The following is a 22254-nucleotide window of genomic DNA, read 5'->3' as shown; positions in this document are numbered from 1 at the left end:
TGGGACAGAAAAGTAAGATTTTCCGCCGCCACCTTAACCACTGATCAATACTTGAAGTGCCGGTGACGGCGTTCAAATAGGTGGCTGTGTATATGGCTGCCGGACTGCCACTAGACTCTAGGGCCGACAACCGGGCGCTAGCAGTAAGGACAGTAAAGAGAAGGATAATACACGCGCACAGGCCATGCTGCTGAGAGTTAACTCAGAGGCAGACTCTTGATGAGATGGGGCTGTGCGGAAAATATGCATGGTATTAATAAAACATAAAATCAAAGGTGATGCAAGGTTTCTTTAGGTTCTAGGTTTATTTTACCCGGCTCTTTATGTTTTTCTATCAGAGACTCTTGCTTTTTAGCTAAACAAATCAAGGCGTAACGGTTGGCTCCTAATTGTGCAGTGGTTTGTTGTAAAACACCTACGGTGATGGGATGTTTACGACTATTCCAAGCCCATGCCATCACATGTGTAGCGGCAGGGGAGATTTTCCGCAGCAACTCTTTTAAATCTGCTTCAGCTACAATTTTCTGACTAGCCTTTTTTCTAGTGTATTGCACAAAATTAAATAATAAATAAGTGATTAAAATTGTACAAATAACAACTACTGTCCACCAGAAAAACGGATTGTATTGCTTGATGAGTTCTGCATCTAGGCCTAAGGCTTCTAGCCCCGAGTAATCTAAGGTACGGCCAAAATGTAAAATGCGATTAATAATCGTTAACCAAATCAACGCCACTATTATAACCACTGCGGTAGCAATGCCTTTATAGATAGCAGTCAAACGCAGAATGGTTTGATGAATGGTGATTCTGTCTTTAACAGTAGGAGGAGGTAAAGGTTCTGATCGCATAATGGGGTGAATTATACAACAAGGTGTTAGTCATGATTAGATTGATACGGGGGCGTACTTTTACTTCTTGTTTAAAGTGAATTTTAATGATATGGTTAAATTTCACTCACTAAATGATAATGATTCTCATGTATATTTGTATCTGCAATGCAATTACTGATCGTCAAATTAATGAAGCGGTAGCCAATGGAGCCACCACCTTAGCTGATTTACAGCATGAGTTGGGAGTTGCTACAGATTGTGGCACGTGCTTGGAGAGTGCTTTACAGTTGTTGCCCACGCCCACTATAGATCATACGTTAGTTGTTACAGAAATAACCCGAGCGCCTCGTCTTAAATCGGCATAATGAAGTAGAATTAAGAATCACGATACCACTAAAGAAAAGGAATAGAAGATGAAAGGCGACAAACAGGTTATTTCTTATTTAAATCAGCAGCTTAAAAATGAATTGACGGCCATTAACCAATACTTTTTGCATGCACGCATGTTAGAGCATTGGGGCTTTGACAAGTTAGGCAAGGTTGAGTATGACGAGTCTATAGGTGAGATGAAGCATGCAGATTTGCTTATAGACCGTATTTTGCTACTGGATGGCTTACCGAATTTACAAGATCTTCATAAAATAAATATTGGTGAAGATGTGCCCGAACTGTTAGCTTGCGATTTGGCGCTAGAGAGAGCAGCGCATACCACGGTAGTAGACGGCATTAAGCATTGTGAATCGGTGGGTGATTTTGTTTCGCGTGATCTATTATTGCATATCTTAAAAGATACAGAAGAGCATATAGATTGGCTTGAAACTCAACAAGAATTAGTAGAAAAAATGGGTTTGCAAAATTACTTGCAAAGTCAAAGCAGCACACCAGCCCAATAATAGTTCTGCTCATGAAAACAAAAAACCGCTCTGGCGGTTTTTTGTTTTGGTTTTGCTCTAAAAACTAAAACGCTTTAGCTGGGCAACCAGGCACCTTACCCCACGCATTATTTGGGCCACAGTATTTATTACGCGCGTCCCACTTACAACTAGGAGTGCGAGTGAAACTTAAGGCATCACAAGCTTTAAGTTCGCGCTGAAAATCAATTTGCCAGTTGGGGTTTGAGGCTATAGGCATGCCCGATACCTCAACCTCTTGAGAGGGCGGGGGTGGGGTGCTGCCTAAATCAATAGGTTGTAAAACATTTTCATTAGGCGTGCTGGTGGTGATGGCTTGATTGTTTTGCGTCCCAATTTGTGCAATGCCTCTAAGACCGCTGCGGCTTACGTGAGTGCGTTCTATATTGCCAGCAGTACTACCGCCTGATGCGGTGCCTAAAGCTATAGGAGGACGCTCTGCAAGGAGGTTTGCTGGGACAATTTCCCATTCAGAGCCTTCAGGTGCTTGAGGCACAGCTAATCGCCCATCTACTAAAGGTTGGGGAGGGCTAGGTATATAAGGTTTACCATCTGCACCTAAAGTGGGCATGGTGTACAGGTCTTGATAGGCATCAATCACCTCAGTTTTTAGAGGACCATGCTCTATTAGCCAGTAGCCAAGTTGTAAGCCACCCCATGCGGCGGCGGCTAGACCCAGCAATAAGGCAGTGATAAGAATACGCCAAGACATATATAATTAATTTGTATAAAAATAAATACTAAATAGTGAGTCGTTAAAGACAAACTGTATTGTACCCAATTGCGCTTCGCAGCATGTGACAGAATCTAACCCTTAGTTAAATAGTTGCCCACTGTGTTCACGCATATCGTGAAATTCAATTTCAGGATGTAAGTCTTGAGCTACGCGCAGCTGAGCCGGTGAGCTGGCTAAAAAAGCAACGGCATCCACTACATCATAAGCAATGTTAACGGAGTTCGTATCAATAAATTTTTTTAAAGCGGCTTCGTTTTTGGACGTAACCCAACGCGCTAAGTTATAACGCGAAGGCGACATACGAGCTTCTACGCCGTACTCATGTTTAAGTCTATCCGCTACCACCTCAAATTGCAGTTGCCCTACTGCACCTAACAGCAGGCTACCACTGGCTAAATAGGGTCTAAATACTTGAATCGCGCCTTCTTCACCTAGCTGTGTGAGACCGGTGCGTAATTGTTTGGTGCGTAAAGGGTCTTTGACTTCTACTGTTTGGAATAGTTCAGGAGCAAAGAAAGGTAAGCCGGTAAACTGCAAGCTTTCTCCTTCAGTTAGTACATCACCCAATTGCAAAATACCGTGATTAGGAATACCAATAATGTCACCCGCAAAGGCATCGTCCACTAAATCACGGCGTTGGGATAGAAAAGACACCACGTTATTAGGGCGAATCTCTCTATTTGTACGCGCTACTCGTAGGCGCATGCCGCGAGTGAAATGGCCGGAGCTCACTCGTACAAAGGCCACGCGGTCACGGTGAGCCGGATCCATATTGGCCTGAACCTTAAACACCATACCCGTAAAATTGGATTCAGTAGGTTGCACTTCACGCTGCACCGCTTCGCGTGGGCCTGGAGGGGGGGCCATATCTACTAGGGCATCTAAAACTTCTTGAACGCCAAAGTTGTTTAAGGCTGAGCCAAAAAAGACTGGTGTTTGTTTACCAGCCAAAAAGGCATCTATATCAAAATCAGCGGTGGCGGCTTCTATGAGCTCTATTTCTTCTTGAGCTTTAGTGAATTCCTCACCAAAGCGGGCTTCGGTATCGGGGTTATGTAGGCCAGGGATGAGCTCTTCATTTTCAGCGCGGTGGTCTTTAACGTTGCTATCAAATACATGCATTTGATCTTTGCGTATATTAAATACACCACCAAAACGCCGTGCCATACCTACCGGCCAAGTGAAGGGGATGGCCTCCATGCCTAAGTGCTCTTCGATTTCAGCGATTAAATCTAAGGGCTCTTGGACTTCACGGTCTAGTTTGTTGATAAAGGTAATAATAGGGGTGTTTCTGGCTCTACAAACCTGTAATAAACGTAAGGTTTGGGGTTCCACACCATTAGCGGCATCAATTACCATGAGCGCGGCATCTACGGCGGTAAGTACGCGATAAGTATCTTCAGAGAAGTCTTGGTGGCCAGGGGTATCCAGTAAATTAATCACACAATCACGGTATTCCATCTGCATCACTGAAGAGGCCACGGAGATACCGCGTTGTTTTTCAATATCCATCCAGTCTGAAGAAGCGTGGCGCTCGGATTTGCGTGATTTAACACTACCGGCGATTTGAATAGCGCCTGCAAACAGCAGTAGTTTTTCAGTTAGCGTGGTTTTACCGGCATCGGGGTGAGAAATAATGGCAAACGTGCGTCGCTTGGCTACTTCTTTTGCTATATTAGACATGAATGTTTTTAGTTGAATGGGTTATATAAATGAAACGATTTACTTTGCGTAATGAAATACTACTCCAATTAGTGGAGTCAGCCCAGGATGGTATTGTAGTGGCTGAAAAAGAGGGCGACGACACCATTTTGGTTTACGTGAACCCAGCTTTTGAAGTGCTTACAGGCTATAGCTCAGATGAAATTTTGTATCAAGATTGTAGGTTTTTACAAGGTGATGATACCGATCAGTCTGCTGTTGGCGTGATCAGAAAAGCCATTGAGGATGAGGCCGCTGTGCGCACCATCTTAAAAAACTACCGCAAAGACGGCTCTATTTTTTGGAATGAGCTAAGCGTAACACCTTTTTTTGATGAGTTAGACCAAATTACGTATTACATCGGCATTCAAAAAGATGTAAGCGCCCAAGTTAAGCTTGCTATGCAATTAGAAGAAGCACAAGCTGAAATTAAACGGCTTAAAGCTGTAGTGGGCTAAACCACTGCGGCCAGGCGCGCAGCTCACAGTTTACACTAGGTGTGCTTTGTTCTTCTAAGGTGTTGTTGCCAAATACCCACGTGCGCAGCGAAGAGTAGTGCTTAAACCAAAGCTGCCACTCTCGTGTGGCAGATCCCGTAAAATCAATAAAAATCATGGTGGTAAATCCTAGGGGTTTCGTGACTTCTATGAGGCTTTCTAAGGCTATACTTTCATCAAGTTGTATAGGCTGATAACCTTGCTCAAAGCAAAATAGCGCCACAATTTTTGCCGCCCATTCTGGCGTTTGACTCGCTTTTTGAATAAATATACGTTTACTAGGCAGTATGGGTTGCGTTTGTAATGAATGCAGTCTTACGTTTAAGCGCCGTATCAAGCTGGTATGCCAAAAGCTAAGCGCAATAGAGCTGGATTTTTGCTTTTTTATATGTTGTTCAATTTCAGCTAAGTGACTCAACATAGCCTGTAGGCTATAGTCCGCAAAAAAACGATCCAATAAACGTTCGAGGTTTTGAATATGAAACTGGCTAACAGCTAGGCTGATTTTTTTTATGAGCTCTGATGACTCACTTTCCGAATTCAATAACTCATTATTAGTACGGACTTGGGGCTCACTGATGACGGCTTTAACTCGGCTAATTGGAATACCTTCATCCATTAAGCGCAAGGCTTCGTTGAGAAAGTCTATATGCTCTTGCGTGTAAAGCCGGTGACCCGACTCAGTGCGTACAGGCTCTATCAAGTCATAACGTCTTTCCCAGGCTCGCAAGGTAATGGGCTTAATCCCCGTCAACCTCGCCACTTCGCGAATGGGATAAAGGGCGTTTTGGTCGATTGGAGTGGTCATTTTGATACTAGATGTTGAGTTAAGTCTTGCTTTAGTTTACTAGATAAAGGATTATCACCCACCCAGATACCAAAGTATAATGCTTTAAAGCGTGGCGTATTTATTCGCGTTAGAGTCTGACCGTTGAGTATGAGTTGGGTACCTGTTTGAGGCGTATAGTCTAAGTGGTAGCAGTCACCTTTTTTCACCGGTTGATAGGCAGCGTGTAACGTGTCTACAGCTTGCTGTAGTTCGCTTGATAATGACTGAGGCAGAGCACTATTTGCGCCTTTAATAAAGTTATCTACTGTTAGTTTATAGTCATAGCATAATTCCAATTTAGCAGCAGTGTTGTCTGCTAAAGCCATAGTTAAATCAAGCGTTGGCTCAGTGTGAAACTGTGCATCGTATATCTTAAATATACCCCAATAAGCCGATCCTGAGCCCACTTTGACTAAGTTCGTATTTGCTGAAGCCGAAAATGTAGTGAGTAGTAGACTAGTTAAAAAAATAATGACTTTCATTTTTCTGTTGCCTCTTTAGTGAAAAACAAGGTGACCTCACCGACTTTGAAGCCCCATTTAGTGACTATTGCGCGGTTGAGCATGACCCCATTGGTTTGTAAAAACATCCAATCATCAAAACTCACATGAATGCTGCTGTTTTTATAAGGTAAGTCTAGGGTGTAGCGCCAATTAAAGGCAGAGCCGGCGCTATGGCCTTGGGCGTAGCCAATCACATCGCCAGCCGTGCCGCGATATTGGTTATTCTCTAAGCGTTCAATCACCCAAATACGCTGTTCTGTTTCACCATCGTCATAAAGAAAATGCTCATTTAGGGTGAGTATGTTTTTTTCTATGCTGCCAGTAATATCTACGCTGAAACGGCGTTTGACATCACCAAAGCGGCCTTGGAACTGACCATAAGCTTGAGTTTTACCTTCAAAGTAAGCAAATAGATCTAGCACGGGTTCGGTGTGGGCATAGTCCTGTACTTTGGTGGAGCTGCAGCTAGTCAACATAAATAGACTTAAAAAAGCGATAAATAGTGTGCGTGTTTTCATGATTTATGACTGAGGCTCAGTTGAATGACATCGGTGCATTGTGTTTCAAAACCGACGCGGCAATAATCAAAGTAATAATTCCAAATGCGTTGAAAATGGTTGTCATAGCCCATTTCTAGCAGTGTTTCGCTATGCTCATTAAATTGTTGCTGCCAGCAGAGCAGGGTTTTGGCGTAGTCTTGGCCAAAGCACAGCTCATTATTCACTAAAAAACCGTGTTCATCGGCTAACTGCAATAGCTGCGCTTTGGAGGGCAGTAGGCCGCCCGGGAAAATAAAGGCTTGGATAAAATCCACATTATCTTGATAATTTACTGCTCTACTTTCATCTATAGTGATAATTTGCAGAATGGCTTTACCGTCTTTTTTTAATAAACGCTTGAGCTGGGTGAAATACTCATCCCAATACTCTTTGCCCACCGCCTCAAACATTTCAATGCTTACAATGTGATCAAACTGTCCTTCTTGGTGGCGGTAATCAGTAAGACTGAGCTGTGCTTTCTGTGCTAGACCCTGCTTGGCTAGGCGCTTTTTGGCAAAGGCTAATTGCTCAGCAGAAAGGGTAATGCCTGTAACTTCAGCACCTTGTTTGACGGCTTGCTCAGCAAAACCACCCCAACCGCAGCCTATTTCTAAAATACGTTGATTCGGCTTGAGGTTTAGCTCATGCAATATGGCGTTGTATTTAGCGATTTGCGCCTCAGCTAAAGGCGTGGTTTGTGTTTTGAATAGGGCACTGGAATAGCTCATGGTGTCATCTAACCAAAGCTGATAGAAATCATTACCCAAATCATAATGGGCGCTGATGTTTTCGCGACTATTTTCTAGGGAGTTATGATTATTGCGATGCTGCTGTAAAAAGCGCTGATAAAACCATTTATAGCCTTGAGTGGTGTGGCTGAGCGCTTGCTCATTCGCTAACCCCAACTGTAATAAGGTGTACAGGCAAGGGGTGTCTATACTGTTATCAGCATAAGCTTTAGCAAAGCCCAATTCACCCTGAGTGCTAAAACGCCATATAAACCGCAGTGGTTCATTGATAATCAGCTCTGCATGGGGACCCGATTCAGAGCCAGTGAAGTGGCGCTGATGCTCACCTATTTTTACCGTTAATGTGCCATGTTGAATGTGTTTAAAAGGCAGATGCCTAAGCAGCCAAGCGCCATAAAAAGGGACCTTAGAGGGGGAGAGGGAGGCAGGTTTAGCCTGGGTTTGAGTTTGAGTTCTTATGAGCATAATTTCATTTCTGAGTGACTGTATTGAATGGATTCCAAGTGCTTAGGCGTGCGATGAAATTTACCGCCTTTGAGCCAAATTCTTAACGCCCACCAATGAATGAGGGCGATGACTTTGAGCATGTGCAGCGGCGCAAAGCCTACTTGTGTTAAGAGGTTTTTATCGTTGAGTGCTATGGATTTACCCGTTTGACTGGCGTAGAAAAAAGCCTCGTTATGACGGGTTTCACGTATGTAGGTGTAGACCTGATCGGTGGGCAGGCGCAGTTTAAAGTGGTAGCGCGCTTCCATGTCTATAAAAGGCGAGACGTGAAATACCTTATCGGCTTCGGCATGAATGATGTCGCTGACTGGCTCAGTCACATTCAGCACATAATGGTGCCATTGCCCAAAGGTATTACTTACCTCAGCAACGATGGCGATTAAGACGTGGTTTGCATCGTAGGCATACCACATAGCTAGTGGGTTAAAGCTGTAGCCCAGCACTTTGGGATAGCAAAGCAGCTCCACACGTGCGGGTTTTGCAATACCGTATTGTGCTAAAAAAGCATTTATCCAGATGCGCCAAGGTGTGCCATCACGTGGACCGTGATCTTTGTAGTTAAGGCTGACTAAATTGAATTTATTAAGGCTTAACCAACGCAAAGCTTTGGTTTCTTTTTCAATCTGATCAATATCAATATTGATGCTAAGGGTGCCGTAATTAAAACGGTATTCCACCGGTTTTTTACGCGCATGCATCACCTTTCCCACGTAAAGCTGAGATCCCATTATTGCGCCTCCCAAGGTAAGGCTAAGTGCCACATCTTGGCGATGCGGGCCGCACTGGCTAAGCCATCTTCGTGAAAACCGTAGCCGGTGTAAGCACCCGCAAACCAGCATTTTCTATGACCTTGAATGGTGTGTAGTTGGCTTTGTGCCTGTATGGCTTTTTGATCAAATACCGGATGGGAGTAGTCGATTTTTTGCAGTGTTAAATCAGCGCGTGGTTCAGTTATAGGGTTTAGGGTGACAAATAATTCCTCTGTAATGCCTAAGGGCTGCAATTTATTCATCCAGTAGGTTACGGCCACTTCACGCTCAGCTTGGCGGCTTTTGCCACTGAGGTAATTCCAGGAGGCCCAGGCCGAACGCACTTTGGGCATTTGGGTTTTATCGGTGTGTAACCACGCTTCGTTGTATTGATAACTAAAGTTTTCTAAGAGATCGAAGCCCTGACCTTTTAATAAGTCATGGCTTTCATCGCCATGACAGGCAAATATGACCTGATCAAACTCATGGTGCTCCTCATTTGCTGTGCTTAATACCACCGAATCTTTTACGCTGCTAGCAGCCTGCACCTGTGTGATGCCTTGATGCATTACCTGAAAGGCATTGAGGGCCAAAATTTTATTTAAATAAGTGCGCGCACCCTGCACTACGGTTTGCCATTGTGGACGATCATCCACACTGAGCAGGCCGTGATTCGCAAAAAACTGCAAAAAGCTTTGTGCAGGAAACTTGCTCATGGTGGCTGTAGGGCAAGACCAAATCGCCGCCGCCATAGGCAGCAAATAATCTTGCTGCATAGTGAGCCCAAAGCCATTGTTTTTAAGGTATTGACCTAGCGTGAGCTTTGGGTCTAAACCGCGTACTAGATCGGCTTTAGCCAGCTTATTAAAACGCAAAATATCCAGAATCATGCGCCAATGGCGTGCTGACACTAAGTTTTTACGTTGAGCAAATAAGGTGTTGAGGTTGTTGCCGGCGTACTCCAAACGCCCCTGATCAATGGAAACGGCAAAGCTCATATCGGTGGGGTAGGTGTCTACATTTAGGTGGGCAAACATGGCTTTGAGCAGTGGGTAGTTCGGCTCGTTATAAACAATAAAGCCAGTGTCTACTGCTGTGTGCTCACCATTGGGTAAAGTGACGTCTAGCGTATTGGTGTGACCGCCAAGGGTGAGGTTTTTTTCAAATAAAGTCACCTCATGCCGCTGGCTCAGAAACCAGGCGGTGCTAATGCCACTAATACCGCTGCCTACCACAGCCACTTTGTATTTTTTTTCAGGAGTAAACATAGTTTTTTATCATGCCTTGCGCTTAGGTAAATACTTATATATTATTTAGACATAACCTATACAAAAGAGCAAGAGAAAAATGAAAAAACCACAGAAAAAGGCACATAAAAAACGAATTTGGGTAGTAGGGGCATCACAAGGCATAGGCTTAGCGCTCACTAAGCAGTGGCTAGAAGCGGGTCATCGAGTAATTGCTTCAGCGCGGCAAGCTGAGCAGTCTGAGGCGTTGTTAATACTGAAGAAAAAATACCCTGATCAGCTTGAGTGTCTTAACCTTAATGTGTCTGATCCTAAAGATTGCACACTAAAAGTAGAGCGAGCCTGGGCTTTTTTTAATGGCATTGATATTTGGTTTTACAATGTGGGCGCTTATCAACATATGCCTAGTGAGGAGTGGAGCTGGGAAAGCTTTTTGGCGATGAATCAAGCGAATTATTTAGGTGTAGTCGCATTGATGCTGCCCTTGCATCACCGCTTTCAGCAGCAAGGGGGTGGCCGTTGGGTGTGGAACGCAAGCTTGGCGGCGTATTTTGGTTTGCCCTACGGCGGCGGTTATTCAGCACCCAAAGCGGCTTTAGTTAATTTAGCAGAGTCTTTGCAGCCTGAGCTCAAGCAGCAAGGCATTCATCTGCAGATTATTAATCATGGTTTTGTGCGTACTAGGCTTACGGCGAAAAACCCCTTTGAGATGCCTGGGCTACTAGAACCAGAGCAGGCTGCAAGGCTTATTATTGATGGAATTGATACTGCCAAAGGGTTTGAGATACGTTTCCCCTTTAAGCTGCGTATAGCACTTAGCTTGTTGAAGTGTTTGCCCTATAGTTGGTCATTAGCCTTAACGAAAAAAACGCTAAGGAAATAAAGGAAATACGCCGATGACAATTCATGTGGTTTTAGAAAAATACAAAAACCTCTTTGAAAATTTAACTCCTCAATCCGTAGAGGTGGATTTCCCCCAAATATTTGATAGCAACATTTATTTCAAAGACCCGTTTAATGCGGTGCGTGGTTTGAGTGCGGTACAAGCGGTTTTTCAGCAGATGTTTAACACTCTGCATGAGCCCTACTTCCATGTATTGCATGTGGCAGGAGCCGATAACAGTGGTTATTTAGAATGGGTGCTTTATTTCAAATTAAAATCAAATACAGTGGCGGAGACACAACAAATTAAAGGGGTGAGCCGTATATTAATTAACGATAAGCAGCAGGTTTGTTCGCATATTGATTATTGGGATAGTGGTGAATTCGTTTATAGCAAAATCCCGGTACTCAGCAGTGTAATCCGTTTCATCAATAAAAAAATAGCGGTGTCATGAAACAAAACACATCGTTTGGGCAAGCATTACTCTATGGAATGCCAGCCGGACCCTTAGCTATGCTAGGCATCCCTTTATACATTTATTTACCCACTTATTATTATCAATTAGGGGTGGAACTAGGCGTAGTGGGAGCGATGCTATTACTGGCACGTATTAGCGATGTGTTTTCAGACCCGTTAATAGGCTGGCTGCGTGATTACAGCGGCCCTAGGGGGCGCTATGGTTTAATGATTGTGGGCTGGTTTCTGTTATTGATCGGGCTCTGGCAATTACTCTTACCTAATGGTGATGTGGGCGCTTTGCACTTATTACTGTGGGCTATGTGGGTGTATTTGGCATGGACGTTAATTATGATTCCCTACCAAGCCCTGAGTGCGGAGGTGAGTCAGCAGCATCACCTTAAAACCTATTACACCGCAGCGCGTGAAGCCTTTTCTATGATAGGAGTGGTGGCGGTATTAGTGCTGCCTTTTTTGCTGCCAGATCCGCAAGATTATAGGGCGGTGTTTGCGCTGCTTTATCCCTTATTAGCGGTGAGCTTGAGCTTAAGTTTATTGTTAATGATATGGCATTTGCGTTTAGTGGATACATCTAGCGTTGCCAATGCCAAGGCTAAGCTTAGATCTAAATTCAGCGTAAAAATTATACGTGTTATTTGGCGTGATGCAGCAAGCAGAAGGCTACTTCCGGCCTATTTTTTAAATAGTTTAGCTAATGGTTTATCTGCCACTTTGTTTTTATTATTTATAGATAAATGCCTAAAAGCATCGGACTATACGGGGTTATTACTCTTAGTGTTTTTTTTATCTGGGGTAGTGGCGCTGCCTTTTTGGGTGCAATTGTCCAAAAAAATAGGCAAATACCCCGCCTGGCGTTTATCCATGATGATGGCCTGCTTTGGCTTTATTTGGGTGTTTTTTTTAGAAGCAGGGAATGTATGGGCATTTGCGGTTATTAGTGCTTTTACAGGGCTAAGTGTGGGAGCGGATGTGGCCTTGCCTTCGTCCATACAAGCCGATATTGCCCAAGATTTAAGTGCTGAAAATGGTGCTGTAAGTGGGCTGATGTTTGGCATCTGGGGTATGTTAACTAAACTAGCGCTGGCATTGGCAGTAGGCCTATCTTTTCCGGTGCTAGATTGGCTTGGATTAGAGAAACACACAATACAAAGCCAGTATGCCTTAGTTTGGCTTTATGCTGGGGCACCCATAAGTATTAAACTTTATTTGCTGTATTCATTACGAAAAACATGAACTTGATTGCGTCCTGCTTTCTTTGACTTATAAAGCATTTTATCTGCTAATTGTAACAAGTCCACCAGTGAATCATCTTGATTTAATTGAGCTATACCAGCACTAAAGGTGATAGAGATAGATGTGGTTTTATCTATTTTTATAGGCTGGCTTTCTACTGCTAAGCGCAAGCGTTCCACCACGTTATAGGCATTTTCTTTAGTGGTATTTGGGAATATAAAAGCAAACTCTTCACCGCCAATACGAGCAGAGATATCTTCGGTACGTAAGAGTTTTTTGCATTGCTTGGCAATACTTGTAATCACAGCATCACCTGCTGGATGGCCGTAAGTATCATTAATTTTTTTAAATTTATCTATATCTAGAATTGCTAAGCTTAAAGGCATATTATGGCGTTTAGCTTGGGCAATGGCTTGTTCGCCTCTATCCATAAAGTAAGCTCTATTGCCCAGCTGAGTTAAATGATCAGTACTTGCTAATGCTGTTAGCTGTTGAATAAGTTGGCGTCGCTCATCAAACATGGCAAATAGTGTCAGTGAAAATAACGTGGCCGTAATAATAAAAAAGTTGATGTAATAAAAACAATTTTTTATGGATAAATTGGCTAAAAAACCATGCCCAGAGGCCGCAATAGCAATAATAATTAGGGCAATAAAAGCATTACTAAAAGTGGTGTAGCGTATGCCTCGGCGTAAACCCGACCAGACTAACAGAGGGTAAGTAATCGCTAGTACTAGAAGCTGTGCAGCGGGAATGCTAGAGATGCTAATCAACGCAATAACAGTAATACCAATAAAGCTGCCTATAAGATCGCTGATAGGTATAGGGGTTTTACTGCGTGTGGAAGGGCTTAGCCAGACAATAAACAAAGGCGCAAACAATAACTGCGCCACCACATTGCTTAGCCACCAGTTAAGCCAAGTTACAGGTAATTCATTAAAAGAAAGGTTACCTAAAGCAAAAAATGTAAGTAGGCTGCTGCTACTAATGGGCTGTACTATAAATAAAACCATGGCACAAAATAGTGCCACATCTCTTAATTTATTAAAGGCTGGGCTGAGCTTCCAGCGGTGAAAAAGAGAGTGCCCTGTTATGCATGCCAGTATATTAAAAAAAGTAATGATTAAGCTATTTGCAAAGGAATGGTCAAACCAATTTGATAGTGCAATTTGCCCTATAGCAATGCCTAGCACGGTGGATTTTGGACCGTATAAAATGCCAAAAGCTAACCAAACACCAGCAGGAGCAAATACTAAATTATTTAATTCATTTGCAGCGGCAAAGGTAAAGCCACCCAAACCCACATAAAGGGCCGCAACAAGTAAATTAATAGTAATTATTTTTTTATTTGATAAAGGCATAAACTTCGCTTGTGCTCAGCAACCTTTTTAAATAAGGTTAGCGTTATACAGAACTACTACTTATTTCGAGGAGCTGCACCCGAACTACGGGGGGCACGGCCTGTATTGCTGCGACTTCTAGTGTTTTTAGCCGCTCTAGGCGCTTGATTACGGCGGCCGCCACTATGAGGACGTGAAGGACGTTCTCGGCGTTCAGGTTCGGCATTTGGATCAATGGCCGGAGGCACAAAACCTTCTATTTCTATGGGATCTATAGTGCGCTTAATAAGACGCTCTATGGATTTAAGCAAACGCACTTCAGAAGGGTCTACTAGGGAGAGCGCATTGCCCTCGCTACCGGCACGGCCGGTACGACCTATGCGATGCACGTAATCTTCAGCGACTTGTGGGAGTTCAAAGTTAATTACGTGAGGGAGCTGATCAATATCTAGGCCACGGGCGGCGATATCTGTAGCAACTAAAACCACCACTTTACCAGTTTTAAACCCATCTAAAGCTCTAGTACGAGCCGCTTGGCTTTTATTACCGTGTAGGGCGGCAGCATTTAGACCATCTTTGGTGAGCTTTTCTGCTAAACGATTAGCCCCGTGTTTGGTTCGGCAAAAGACGAGCACCTGATGCCAGCTGCTTTGACGAATAATATGGCTAACTAGATCGCGTTTGTGGCGTTGCTCAGTAAACACGACATTTTGCGTAATAAGTTCGGAGGCAGTATTACGCGCGGCAACTGATACTTCAACGGGCTTACGAAGAAAATTATTAGCTAACTCACGAATTTCATCAGAAAAAGTAGCTGAAAACAGCAAACTTTGGCGCTGCTCAGGAATAAGCTTCAAAATGCGCCGTATATCACGAATAAAACCCATGTCTAGCATACGGTCAGCTTCGTCTAAAACCACGGTTTCTACAGCGCTAAGATCAATGGTTTTTTGGCCTACGTGATCCAATAAGCGACCTGGGGTAGCCACCACTATATCTATGGGCTTACGTAAGGCGTTAATTTGAGGATTTATGTTTACGCCGCCAAATAACACCATGGAGCGCAGTTTAGTGTGTTTACTGTAAAGACGTACCGAGGCTTCGACCTGAGCGGCTAACTCCCGAGTGGGGGTTAAAATTAAAACTCGCGGTTTACCGGCTTCTTGTTTTTTTAATTGATTTGTTAAAAGCTGATGCAGTATAGGGAGTGTAAATCCAGCGGTTTTACCCGTGCCAGTTTGGGCGGCTGCCAACACATCACCACCTTGTAGTACGGGGGGTATGGCTTGCGCTTGAATGGGAGTGGGAGTGGTGTAGCCAGTGTCATTAATGGCACGCAATAAAGGTTCTGCCAAAGCTAAAGAGGCAAAAGTAATAGTAGTATTCAAGGTATTTCCAGCGGCTAGCCTATTACGTATTAGTAATACCAATCTTAGGCTGACAGAGTATAAGGGTGAAGGCGAATATGCCAGTGCAGGGCGAATAGCCTGCTTAAATTACAGCACGCAACGATTGGTAGGCTACGTGTACATGTATATTTCTATTATAGCGTTAAAGTAGTGAGGTACGCAGAATAAACTTGCAGTAGTAAGGGCTGCCGTTTAATCTTGTGACTAAATTAAGCACAACTTTTATGGAATATAAAAATGCGAACCTACCTACGTTGGCTGCTGATTACCTTTGCGGCCTTAGTGTTAAGCGGCTGCGGCTATAATGAAATTCAGCAGTTGGATGAACAAGTCAAAGCCTCCTGGTCTCAAACCTTAAATCAATACGAGCGCAGAGCAGACTTAGTACCAAAGCTAGTCAGTTCGGTCAGTGCTTACATGACCCAAGAGCGTACGGTGCTTACTGATGTTACCGAAGCTCGAGCCAAAGTAGGTCAAATCAATCTAAATGTGAATGATTTAGATGATCCCGCGTTAATGCAACGATTTTCACAAGCTCAAGGCGAGTTGTCTTCGGCTTTATCGCGTTTAATGGCAGTGTCAGAAAGCTATCCAGAGCTTAAAAGTGATGGGGTAGTGCGTGATTTAATGACACAAATAGAAGGTACTGAAAATCGTATCGCCACAGAGCGTGGGCGATTTGTGCAAGCTGTTCAAGCTTATAATCAATACATACGCCAGTTTCCAGCCGTGATCACTGCCAAAGTGCTGGGTTATAAAGTGAAAGAAAATTATGGCGTAGATCGTCAGTCTGAGATTATGCGCAACCCAGAAGTACGTTTTGATATGCCGGGTAGTGCGGCTAATTAATACTAGTACTAGTGCTAGTAGGTATAAGGAGCAGGAATATGGCAGCGGTTTATCAACACATTAGACGTGAAAAAGCTGGAGTTCAACGGTGGTTATTCGTAGTGGCTACTTTGTTATTGTCACTATTTTTGACTGTGCCCACTTGGGCTCAAGAGCAACCCATTCCTATGCTTGATGATTGGGTAGTGGATACCACCAATACGTTTAACCTTGCTCAAAAACAAGAGCTCTCTGCACGCTTGGCCGCTTTTGAGAAAAATAAAGGCGCACAGATTTTTGTGTTGATGGTGCCCACCACAGAGCCTGAAGAGATTGCTCAATACACTCGACGCGTTTATGACCAATGGAAAGTAGGGCGTAAAAATGTAGATGATGGTGTGTTGCTAGTAGTGGCTAAAGATGACCGCCGCTTACGTATAGAAGTGGGCTATGGATTAGAAGGGGCCGTTACCGATTTACAGGCAGGGCGTATCATTCGGGAGTTTATAACGCCTTACTTTATGTACGATGATTACGTAGCGGGTATTAATGCCGGTGTAGATAAAATTATGGACTTAGTAGAAGGCGAAGAATTACCGCCCCCAGCACAAAATTTAGCGGTGAACACGGATGAGGATGGGCCCCTAGCAATGCTGTTGCCCATGGCATTTTTCGCTTTTGTATTGCCCCCCTTAGCAGCGGCTTTAATTATTGGGTTTTTTTCCTTCTTTATCTTTTGGAGTATTCCTATAGCTGTAGGAGTAGGCTTCATCGCTTTGATTTTATCTTTAGTGGGTAAAGCATTTGGTGCCGGAGCTAAAGGAAGTTCGGGTCGGGCTTCTCGTAGAGGTGCGGCTTTAGGTGGCTTAGGCGGCGGTTTTGGTGGTGGCTTTGGCAGAGGGGGCGGTATTGGAGGGGGCGGTGGTGGCGGTGGTGTCAGCGGTGGGGGCGGAAGTAGTGGCGGCGGTGGCGCTTCGGGCGGTTGGTAAAGGAGTAGGCAGATGAAGAGTAAATTTAAACAACTCACAGGGGTTGCAGCCATAGAGGGCCACCTGTTGCGTAGGCGTTATTTTGACGAAGAGGTGCTAGCGCATGTGGCAGAACGCATAAAACAAAATGAAACCATGCACACGGGTGAATTGGTGGTAGCAGTGGAAGCGGTAATGCCCAATCATGAAAGCTCGCCGTATTTACGCGCTTTAGAGGTGTATGGTCGATTACGAGTATGGGATACTCCTTTAAACAGTGGTGTGCTTTTGTATTTAGCTTTAGATCAACAAGCTATTGAAATTATTGCGGACCGAGGTTTAAGCGTCAGCGATAGTCAATGGCAGCAAATCTGCACTGATTTACAGACACGGTTTGCTCAGGCTGATTATATCGATGCCTTGATGGATACCGTTGATGGTATTCAAGCCCTTTTAAAAGTCCACGCTCCCGTAGGGGATAACGAAGCCAATGTGCTCCCTAATGAGCCAGTTGTTTTATAAGCGTCTTATGCAAACACAAGTTGATTGGCAACAACATTGGTTATTGGAAGCCGTACGTCTTAAGGAAAGCCAATGGGGACCCATAGAAGATGCGGTTGAAGTACGTAGAGTCATAGCCGCAGGCGGAGGGTTTGATGAGCGACTTTTACTACGTGCCCAACTTTTAGGGCAACGCGCTGGTTGGTTGCTTTTACAACAGCGTATATTACGTGCTTTGCGTCTTAGTTTAATTGCTCTGAGTGTGCTCTTTATGGCTATTGGCGTAGGGGTGGCTGTAGGCGCTTTAGCTACTTTAGATGGTCGCGTTAATGTCTTAATGGCTTTAGTGGCCTTATTAGCGGTACCCACTTTAAGCTTGCTGCTGTGGTTGCTTTCGTTTTTTTTAAAGGGAAGTGGCGATAATAACGGCTTTGGCTGGAGTCAGCTTTGGCTATGGTTAAGTCAACGCATCGTTAAAGGCCCCGATCAGGGCTTATTATTTAATGCTTTATTTAGTTTTGGCAGTCGTCAACGTTTATTACGTTGGGGGTTTAGTGCGGTTAACCATTGGCTTTGGTTGTTAGCTTTAGTCTTTGCTACTTTTACTGTGCTGGCGTTACTGGCAGCCAAACGTTATAGCTTTAACTGGGAAACCACATTGCTAGGTGCTGATAGCTTTGTGGTTCTAGTGCAAACTTTGGGCGTATTACCTAGTTATTTTGGGTTTGCCGTTCCCACAGAGGCTGTGATTCGTCAAAGTGATGGCTTACAGCTTTTACCCGTTGCAGCTCAAATCCAATGGTCTAGTTGGTTAGTGGGCTGTTTAATTGTTTATGGTGTATTACCTAGATTGCTGGCTTTAGCCTTTAGTTTATTTTTATTTAAAAAACGTCAGCGTCGTTTGCATGTAGATCATAATCAACTAGGTTTAATTGAATTACGGCATCGTTTGCAGTCTCAGACTGAGCCAGTGGGCATAGACGCCGTCGCAGGAGCCGATCAAGTGCCAGAGGCCCATGTGCTTGATCAACGGCCATCCATAAGCGCCACCACAGTGGTTATAGGGGTGGAATTACCCACAGATCATGTCTGGCCACCCGTGGCCCTGCCCTCTACATGGCAAGATGCAGGTTTAATAGATAGTCGAAAGCAGCGAGCTGAATTATTAGAGCAACTTAGTCAAAGGCAGTTTGAACATGTGGTGCTCTGTGTTAATAGCGCACAAACCCCAGACCGAGGCGTGGTGGCATGGTTAGCCGAGCTAGCCACTTATGGTAAGTACTGTACCGTGTATTTAATGAATGCCCATAAAGAAGAGTTACAATCATTATCAAGCACGGATTTACTAGATGCGTGGTTTGCGCGTTTACGTAAAGCGGGGTTTAAGGCTGTATACACAGATTTTAATCAGTTGCTTACTGAATTGAAGAGTTGAATTAATAAACTGGATTAATAAATTTAATTGAAATTAAAATTAAAATTGAAATTTTAAAATTGTCATGGAATCACCTACACCTATCACTGCCACTAAAGTAACGCCTGTAGCGCCCTTACGCTTGGCGGTGGTGGGGCATACCAATACAGGTAAAACTTCCTTGTTACGCACTCTTACCCGCGATTCTAATTTTGGAGAGGTGCGTAATAGTCCAGGTACTACACGGCATGTGGAAGGAGTGCGTGTTAACTTAGCAGAAAATGAGTTAATGGAGCTCTTTGATACGCCAGGTATGGAAGATAGCATGGCGTTATTAGATTACCTGTTACGTCTGAATTCTGAAGATGGCAGTGAAGAGCGCATGGATGAACCAGAGCGTATCGCTTTATTTTTACAAACACCAGAAGCTAACGAGCGTTTTGAACAGGAAGGACGAGTTTTACGCCAGTTGTTACAAAGTGATGCAGCCCTGTATGTAATAGATGTACGTGATCCCGTCTTGGCCAAACATAAAGATGAACTGCGCGTACTGTCGTATTGTGGGAAGCCTTTGTTGCCTGTGCTTAATTTCATCCGTAGTCCAGATCAACGCACCGATGAATGGCGTCGATCGTTAGCTAATCTAGGCTTACATGCCACGGCAGACTTCGATACCGTAGCACCGGCCTTAAATGGCGAAGCACAATTATATGAAAAATTGGCACTGTTAGTCTCAGAGCAACACAGTGAGCAATTACGGCGTTTAAGTGTTGATGTAGAAAAGCAGCGTCAGCAGCGCTTAGCTGATGCGTGGCGTTTATTGGCAGAGTTACTTATTGATGTGGCGGCTTGGCGTTTAATTAGCCCCTCCCAAAAGGCGATTCTTGATAAAAATGTTAAAGCCTTACATGATGCCATACGCATACGTGAAGAAAGCTGTGTGAAATCATTATTGCGCCGTTTTAATTTTAGCTTGCGTGATTATCTTCCCGATCATATTGCCTTGGAGGGGTGTAAGTGGGAGACGGATTTATTTCACCCCGAGGTAATGAAAGAACTAGGCATTCAGGTAGGTAAAGGCGTGGCTGCGGGCGCCATGGCAGGAGCCACTTTTGATTTACTTACCGCAGGGCTTAGTTTAGGCACAGGCACTTTGGTGGGTGCAGCAGCGGGTGGTCTTTGGCAAGGAGTTGATAACTGGGGGCAGCGCCTAGTGGGAAAATGGCGCGGCGAGTCTGAACTGACGGTAGACGATAGTGTGATCCGAGTGTTGGCGCTACGCCAAACCGCTTTAATTGAAGCTTTAGCAAAGCGGGGTCATGCGTCCCAAACCCCCATTGCAATTCCCCGATCTAAAGTCGCCTTAGAGGACACTGGAGCAGCTAATGAGATAGACAATGAAGGGTTAGCTAAAGCAGCTATTAATTGGCGTTCTGGCCCTTTACCTGAACCCTTACAACAGGCTCGGGCCTTTCCGCAGTGGTCTGGGTTAGATCGTAAATATGCCTCGAGTTTGCGGCGCGACCAAGCAGTAACCGCATTAGCTGATTTATTAGCCGGTAAGAAAAGTGATGTTGATATTAAAGAGGCCAAAAAACCAACAGCAACGGAATAGTAGTAGCCACTAAAATAATATCTAAAGGTAGACCCATAGGCCAATAGTCACTAAATCTAAAGCCGCCAGGACCCAGAATTAGCGTGTTGTTTTGATGGCCTATAGGAGTTAAGAAAGCACAAGAGGCCCCCACAGCTACGGCCATTAAAAAGCTATCAGGATTTACGCCTAACTGATGGGCGGTACCTATAGCCACGGGCGACATCACTGCTGCTGTAGCCGCATTATTCATTAAATCCGACAGCATCATGGTGGCCACCATCATAATACCTAGCGCCCAGATGGCGTTACCTTGAGCCACGTAATCCAATAAAAGAGTGGCAATTTGCGAGGCCGCACCTGTGCTTTCCATGGCTTGTGCCACAGGAATTAGCGCGGCCAGCAGCACGATTACAGACCAATCCACAGCTTTATACACATTGCGGATAGCAATGACATTGAGTAATAATAATAACAGTACGCCAAGCATAAAACTCAGAGCAGCAGATAAAATACCAAAAGCCGCTAAAGCCACAGAAAACACCATAATACTGCTGGCTAATACCATTTTACGACGATCGGGTACTCGTAGAGGGCGACTAGCTAAGGGGGCACAGCTGGTGGCTGAGGCAAAGTTGCTGATATTTTCTGCTGAGCCTTGCAACAGCAGCACATCACCTGCGCGTAAACGGGTTTTACGTAAGCGATTTCGGGAGCTGGTCCCTTGGCGCGATATAGCTAAAAGATTAATACGGTAAAGGCTGCGTAAGCGTAAATCTGCAGCGCTACGGCCTATGAGGCTAGAACCGGGTAAGATCACCTGTTCAGATAGCTCAACGGAGTCGTTGTTATTACTTTTTTCTTCTTTTTCCTTGTCTTTTTCTTTGTTTTTATCTTTATCCTTATCTTCTACGGTTTGGTCTTCATGAAAGACTAAGCCTAAGGTGCCTAGAGTTTTAGCTAATGAGGCAGGTTCGGCCTCAATGATGAGCACATCACCTACAACTAAACTTAAGGCGGGATTAGGTGCATTTAAGCGTATGTCCCTACGTATAAAACCTAAAATTTGGCTATCGGTTTCATCTAAGGTGGCTTGTACTTCGGCTAAGCGCATACCTATGGCTTTAGAATCAGTAGGTACGCGGGCTTCAGTGAGATAGGCGGCTGTATCAAAGGTCTCTTTACCAGCACGTTCGCGTACAGGGATGAGGCGCCAACCGAGTAAGGAAATAAATAATACGCCCACTACGGCTAAGGAAACGCCTACAGGACTAAAATCAAACATGGCAAAGCCTTCGCCCACCGATTGCGATCTAAAGCTCGATACAATCAAGTTTGAAGGCGTACCTATAAGCGTAGTCATACCGCCTAAAATAGTACTAAAGGCCAGAGGCATTAAGACTTGACCGGGGGCTAATTGATGTCTATTTGCCATTTGCAAAGACACCGGCATGAGTAATGCTAGGGCGCCTACATTATTCATAAAGCCTGATAAAAAAGCGCCCAAAGCCGTGAGTGCGATTATGGCCATTAGGGCTGAGCCCTTTTTAGGTAATACCCGATCTGCAATCACGTCTACTACACCGGTTTGCTGTAAGGCATAGCTTAAAATCAAAATACAAGCTACTGTAACAACGGCTGGGTGACTAAACCCTACAAAAGTGTCTTGAGGGCTCACTAGGCCCAAAAAGCTACAAAGTAATAAGGCCGTCACCGCCACAATATCATGCCGCCAGCGCCCATATAAAAATAAGGCAATGGTGATGAATAATATAGTAAGAATTAAAAAGGCTGGGCTAAACATAAATT

General features: G+C 44.3%; 23 protein-coding genes. 11 read left to right on the top strand and 12 right to left on the bottom strand.

Annotated features, from left to right (window positions below):
• Positions 1-269: 269 nt before the first annotated feature.
• A complete protein-coding gene (locus AC2UZJ_RS06045; protein ID WP_486949222.1) occupies positions 270-848 on the bottom strand; it encodes a hypothetical protein in 579 nt (192 codons plus the stop codon).
• Between the two features lie 128 nt (positions 849-976).
• Here AC2UZJ_RS06045 and AC2UZJ_RS06040 point away from each other — a divergent pair, with 128 nt between their 5' ends.
• Both AC2UZJ_RS06040 and bfr read left to right on the top strand, forming a co-directional pair.
• A complete protein-coding gene (locus tag AC2UZJ_RS06040) occupies positions 977-1195 on the top strand; it encodes a (2Fe-2S)-binding protein (RefSeq protein ID WP_486949221.1) in 219 nt (72 codons plus the stop codon).
• A 48-nt stretch (positions 1196-1243) separates the two neighbouring features.
• The gene (gene bfr, locus AC2UZJ_RS06035) at positions 1244-1723 is read left to right on the top strand and encodes a bacterioferritin (protein WP_486949220.1); all 480 of its coding nucleotides are present in this window, start codon (positions 1244-1246) and stop codon (positions 1721-1723) included.
• A gap of 64 nt (positions 1724-1787) precedes the next feature.
• On the opposite strand, the gene AC2UZJ_RS06030 is transcribed toward bfr, so the two are convergent.
• A complete protein-coding gene (locus AC2UZJ_RS06030) occupies positions 1788-2453 on the bottom strand; it encodes a hypothetical protein (protein ID WP_486949219.1) in 666 nt (221 codons plus the stop codon).
• Positions 2454-2555: 102 nt separating this feature from the next.
• Positions 2556-4160, bottom strand: coding sequence for a peptide chain release factor 3 (locus tag AC2UZJ_RS06025; RefSeq protein ID WP_486949218.1), 1605 nt, complete (start codon positions 4158-4160; stop codon positions 2556-2558).
• A gap of 29 nt (positions 4161-4189) precedes the next feature.
• Between AC2UZJ_RS06025 and AC2UZJ_RS06020 the strand changes: the two genes are divergently transcribed.
• The gene (locus AC2UZJ_RS06020; protein WP_486949217.1) at positions 4190-4636 is read left to right on the top strand and encodes a PAS domain-containing protein; all 447 of its coding nucleotides are present in this window, start codon (positions 4190-4192) and stop codon (positions 4634-4636) included.
• Here the strand turns inward: AC2UZJ_RS06020 and AC2UZJ_RS06015 are convergent.
• Genes AC2UZJ_RS06015 through AC2UZJ_RS05990 form a run of 6 tightly spaced genes read right to left on the bottom strand, consistent with a single transcriptional unit; the run spans position 4617 to position 9819 of the window.
• Entirely contained in the window at positions 4617-5483 is an 867-nt protein-coding gene (locus AC2UZJ_RS06015) for a MerR family transcriptional regulator (protein WP_486949216.1), read from the bottom strand. The two genes, AC2UZJ_RS06020 and AC2UZJ_RS06015, sit on opposite strands and share 20 nt — an antisense overlap.
• On the bottom strand, positions 5480-5986 hold the full coding sequence (locus tag AC2UZJ_RS06010) for a chalcone isomerase family protein (protein ID WP_486949215.1): 507 nt from the start codon (positions 5984-5986) through the stop codon (positions 5480-5482). The genes AC2UZJ_RS06015 and AC2UZJ_RS06010 overlap by 4 nt, the downstream gene beginning before the upstream one ends.
• Positions 5983-6525, bottom strand: coding sequence for a DUF3833 domain-containing protein (locus AC2UZJ_RS06005; protein ID WP_486949214.1), 543 nt, complete (start codon positions 6523-6525; stop codon positions 5983-5985). The genes AC2UZJ_RS06010 and AC2UZJ_RS06005 overlap by 4 nt, the downstream gene beginning before the upstream one ends.
• On the bottom strand, positions 6522-7760 hold the full coding sequence (locus AC2UZJ_RS06000; protein WP_486949213.1) for a class I SAM-dependent methyltransferase: 1239 nt from the start codon (positions 7758-7760) through the stop codon (positions 6522-6524). The genes AC2UZJ_RS06005 and AC2UZJ_RS06000 overlap by 4 nt, the downstream gene beginning before the upstream one ends.
• Entirely contained in the window at positions 7751-8530 is a 780-nt protein-coding gene (locus tag AC2UZJ_RS05995; RefSeq protein ID WP_486949212.1) for a DUF1365 domain-containing protein, read from the bottom strand. Before AC2UZJ_RS05995 ends, AC2UZJ_RS06000 begins: the two co-directional genes overlap by 10 nt.
• On the bottom strand, positions 8530-9819 hold the full coding sequence (locus tag AC2UZJ_RS05990) for an NAD(P)/FAD-dependent oxidoreductase (RefSeq protein ID WP_486949211.1): 1290 nt from the start codon (positions 9817-9819) through the stop codon (positions 8530-8532). Before AC2UZJ_RS05990 ends, AC2UZJ_RS05995 begins: the two co-directional genes overlap by 1 nt.
• A 79-nt stretch (positions 9820-9898) precedes the next feature.
• Here AC2UZJ_RS05990 and AC2UZJ_RS05985 point away from each other — a divergent pair, with 79 nt between their 5' ends.
• The 3 genes from AC2UZJ_RS05985 to AC2UZJ_RS05975 are packed head-to-tail and all read left to right on the top strand — an operon-like array spanning position 9899 to position 12391.
• A complete protein-coding gene (locus AC2UZJ_RS05985) occupies positions 9899-10681 on the top strand; it encodes an SDR family NAD(P)-dependent oxidoreductase (RefSeq protein ID WP_486949210.1) in 783 nt (260 codons plus the stop codon).
• Positions 10682-10694: 13 nt separating this feature from the next.
• On the top strand, positions 10695-11135 hold the full coding sequence (locus tag AC2UZJ_RS05980) for a nuclear transport factor 2 family protein (RefSeq protein ID WP_486949209.1): 441 nt from the start codon (positions 10695-10697) through the stop codon (positions 11133-11135).
• Complete coding sequence (locus tag AC2UZJ_RS05975; RefSeq protein WP_486949208.1) at positions 11132-12391, top strand: MFS transporter; 1260 nt, start codon at positions 11132-11134, stop codon at positions 12389-12391. The genes AC2UZJ_RS05980 and AC2UZJ_RS05975 overlap by 4 nt, the downstream gene beginning before the upstream one ends.
• Here AC2UZJ_RS05975 and AC2UZJ_RS05970 read toward each other — a convergent pair.
• The gene (locus AC2UZJ_RS05970; RefSeq protein WP_486949207.1) at positions 12361-13752 is read right to left on the bottom strand and encodes a sensor domain-containing diguanylate cyclase; all 1392 of its coding nucleotides are present in this window, start codon (positions 13750-13752) and stop codon (positions 12361-12363) included. The two genes, AC2UZJ_RS05975 and AC2UZJ_RS05970, sit on opposite strands and share 31 nt — an antisense overlap.
• 56 nt (positions 13753-13808) lie before the next feature.
• Complete coding sequence (locus AC2UZJ_RS05965; RefSeq protein WP_486949206.1) at positions 13809-15119, bottom strand: DEAD/DEAH box helicase; 1311 nt, start codon at positions 15117-15119, stop codon at positions 13809-13811.
• Between the two features lie 258 nt (positions 15120-15377).
• On the opposite strand from AC2UZJ_RS05965, the gene AC2UZJ_RS05960 reads away from it, so the two are divergent.
• The 5 genes from AC2UZJ_RS05960 (at position 15378) to AC2UZJ_RS05940 (ending at position 20466) form a co-directional block, all read left to right on the top strand.
• On the top strand, positions 15378-15989 hold the full coding sequence (locus tag AC2UZJ_RS05960; protein WP_486949205.1) for a LemA family protein: 612 nt from the start codon (positions 15378-15380) through the stop codon (positions 15987-15989).
• A gap of 38 nt (positions 15990-16027) precedes the next feature.
• Positions 16028-16957 (top strand): TPM domain-containing protein, encoded by a 930-nt coding sequence (locus tag AC2UZJ_RS05955; RefSeq protein ID WP_486949204.1) that lies wholly within the window; start codon positions 16028-16030, stop codon positions 16955-16957.
• Positions 16958-16969: 12 nt separating this feature from the next.
• The gene (locus AC2UZJ_RS05950; protein WP_486949203.1) at positions 16970-17458 is read left to right on the top strand and encodes a TPM domain-containing protein; all 489 of its coding nucleotides are present in this window, start codon (positions 16970-16972) and stop codon (positions 17456-17458) included.
• 7 nt (positions 17459-17465) lie between these two features.
• Positions 17466-18872, top strand: a complete 1407-nt coding sequence (locus tag AC2UZJ_RS05945; protein WP_486949202.1) for a DUF2868 domain-containing protein — start codon at positions 17466-17468, stop codon at positions 18870-18872.
• 64 nt (positions 18873-18936) lie between these two features.
• A complete protein-coding gene (locus tag AC2UZJ_RS05940; RefSeq protein WP_486949201.1) occupies positions 18937-20466 on the top strand; it encodes a GTPase/DUF3482 domain-containing protein in 1530 nt (509 codons plus the stop codon).
• Here AC2UZJ_RS05940 and AC2UZJ_RS05935 read toward each other — a convergent pair.
• The gene (locus tag AC2UZJ_RS05935; protein WP_486949200.1) at positions 20432-22249 is read right to left on the bottom strand and encodes an SLC13 family permease; all 1818 of its coding nucleotides are present in this window, start codon (positions 22247-22249) and stop codon (positions 20432-20434) included. The two genes, AC2UZJ_RS05940 and AC2UZJ_RS05935, sit on opposite strands and share 35 nt — an antisense overlap.
• Positions 22250-22254 lie beyond the last annotated feature (5 nt).

It is taken from the genome of Paenalcaligenes sp. DL 309 (genome assembly GCF_057475285.1).
The sequence above is the reverse complement of the archived record's forward strand: the minus strand, read 5'-3'. Positions and strand labels throughout refer to the sequence as shown.

Coding starts and splice junctions, on each gene's coding strand:
- AC2UZJ_RS06045 (WP_486949222.1), bottom strand. CDS start 848: ATGCGATCAGAACCTTTACCTCCTCCTACTGTTAAAGACAGAATCACC.
- AC2UZJ_RS06040 (WP_486949221.1), top strand. CDS start 977: ATGTATATTTGTATCTGCAATGCAATTACTGATCGTCAAATTAATGAA.
- bfr (WP_486949220.1), top strand. CDS start 1,244: ATGAAAGGCGACAAACAGGTTATTTCTTATTTAAATCAGCAGCTTAAA.
- AC2UZJ_RS06030 (WP_486949219.1), bottom strand. CDS start 2,453: ATGTCTTGGCGTATTCTTATCACTGCCTTATTGCTGGGTCTAGCCGCC.
- AC2UZJ_RS06025 (WP_486949218.1), bottom strand. CDS start 4,160: ATGTCTAATATAGCAAAAGAAGTAGCCAAGCGACGCACGTTTGCCATT.
- AC2UZJ_RS06020 (WP_486949217.1), top strand. CDS start 4,190: ATGAAACGATTTACTTTGCGTAATGAAATACTACTCCAATTAGTGGAG.
- AC2UZJ_RS06015 (WP_486949216.1), bottom strand. CDS start 5,483: ATGACCACTCCAATCGACCAAAACGCCCTTTATCCCATTCGCGAAGTG.
- AC2UZJ_RS06010 (WP_486949215.1), bottom strand. CDS start 5,986: ATGAAAGTCATTATTTTTTTAACTAGTCTACTACTCACTACATTTTCG.
- AC2UZJ_RS06005 (WP_486949214.1), bottom strand. CDS start 6,525: ATGAAAACACGCACACTATTTATCGCTTTTTTAAGTCTATTTATGTTG.
- AC2UZJ_RS06000 (WP_486949213.1), bottom strand. CDS start 7,760: ATGCTCATAAGAACTCAAACTCAAACCCAGGCTAAACCTGCCTCCCTC.
- AC2UZJ_RS05995 (WP_486949212.1), bottom strand. CDS start 8,530: ATGGGATCTCAGCTTTACGTGGGAAAGGTGATGCATGCGCGTAAAAAA.
- AC2UZJ_RS05990 (WP_486949211.1), bottom strand. CDS start 9,819: ATGTTTACTCCTGAAAAAAAATACAAAGTGGCTGTGGTAGGCAGCGGT.
- AC2UZJ_RS05985 (WP_486949210.1), top strand. CDS start 9,899: ATGAAAAAACCACAGAAAAAGGCACATAAAAAACGAATTTGGGTAGTA.
- AC2UZJ_RS05980 (WP_486949209.1), top strand. CDS start 10,695: ATGACAATTCATGTGGTTTTAGAAAAATACAAAAACCTCTTTGAAAAT.
- AC2UZJ_RS05975 (WP_486949208.1), top strand. CDS start 11,132: ATGAAACAAAACACATCGTTTGGGCAAGCATTACTCTATGGAATGCCA.
- AC2UZJ_RS05970 (WP_486949207.1), bottom strand. CDS start 13,752: ATGCCTTTATCAAATAAAAAAATAATTACTATTAATTTACTTGTTGCG.
- AC2UZJ_RS05960 (WP_486949205.1), top strand. CDS start 15,378: ATGCGAACCTACCTACGTTGGCTGCTGATTACCTTTGCGGCCTTAGTG.
- AC2UZJ_RS05955 (WP_486949204.1), top strand. CDS start 16,028: ATGGCAGCGGTTTATCAACACATTAGACGTGAAAAAGCTGGAGTTCAA.
- AC2UZJ_RS05950 (WP_486949203.1), top strand. CDS start 16,970: ATGAAGAGTAAATTTAAACAACTCACAGGGGTTGCAGCCATAGAGGGC.
- AC2UZJ_RS05945 (WP_486949202.1), top strand. CDS start 17,466: ATGCAAACACAAGTTGATTGGCAACAACATTGGTTATTGGAAGCCGTA.
- AC2UZJ_RS05940 (WP_486949201.1), top strand. CDS start 18,937: ATGGAATCACCTACACCTATCACTGCCACTAAAGTAACGCCTGTAGCG.
- AC2UZJ_RS05935 (WP_486949200.1), bottom strand. CDS start 22,249: ATGTTTAGCCCAGCCTTTTTAATTCTTACTATATTATTCATCACCATT.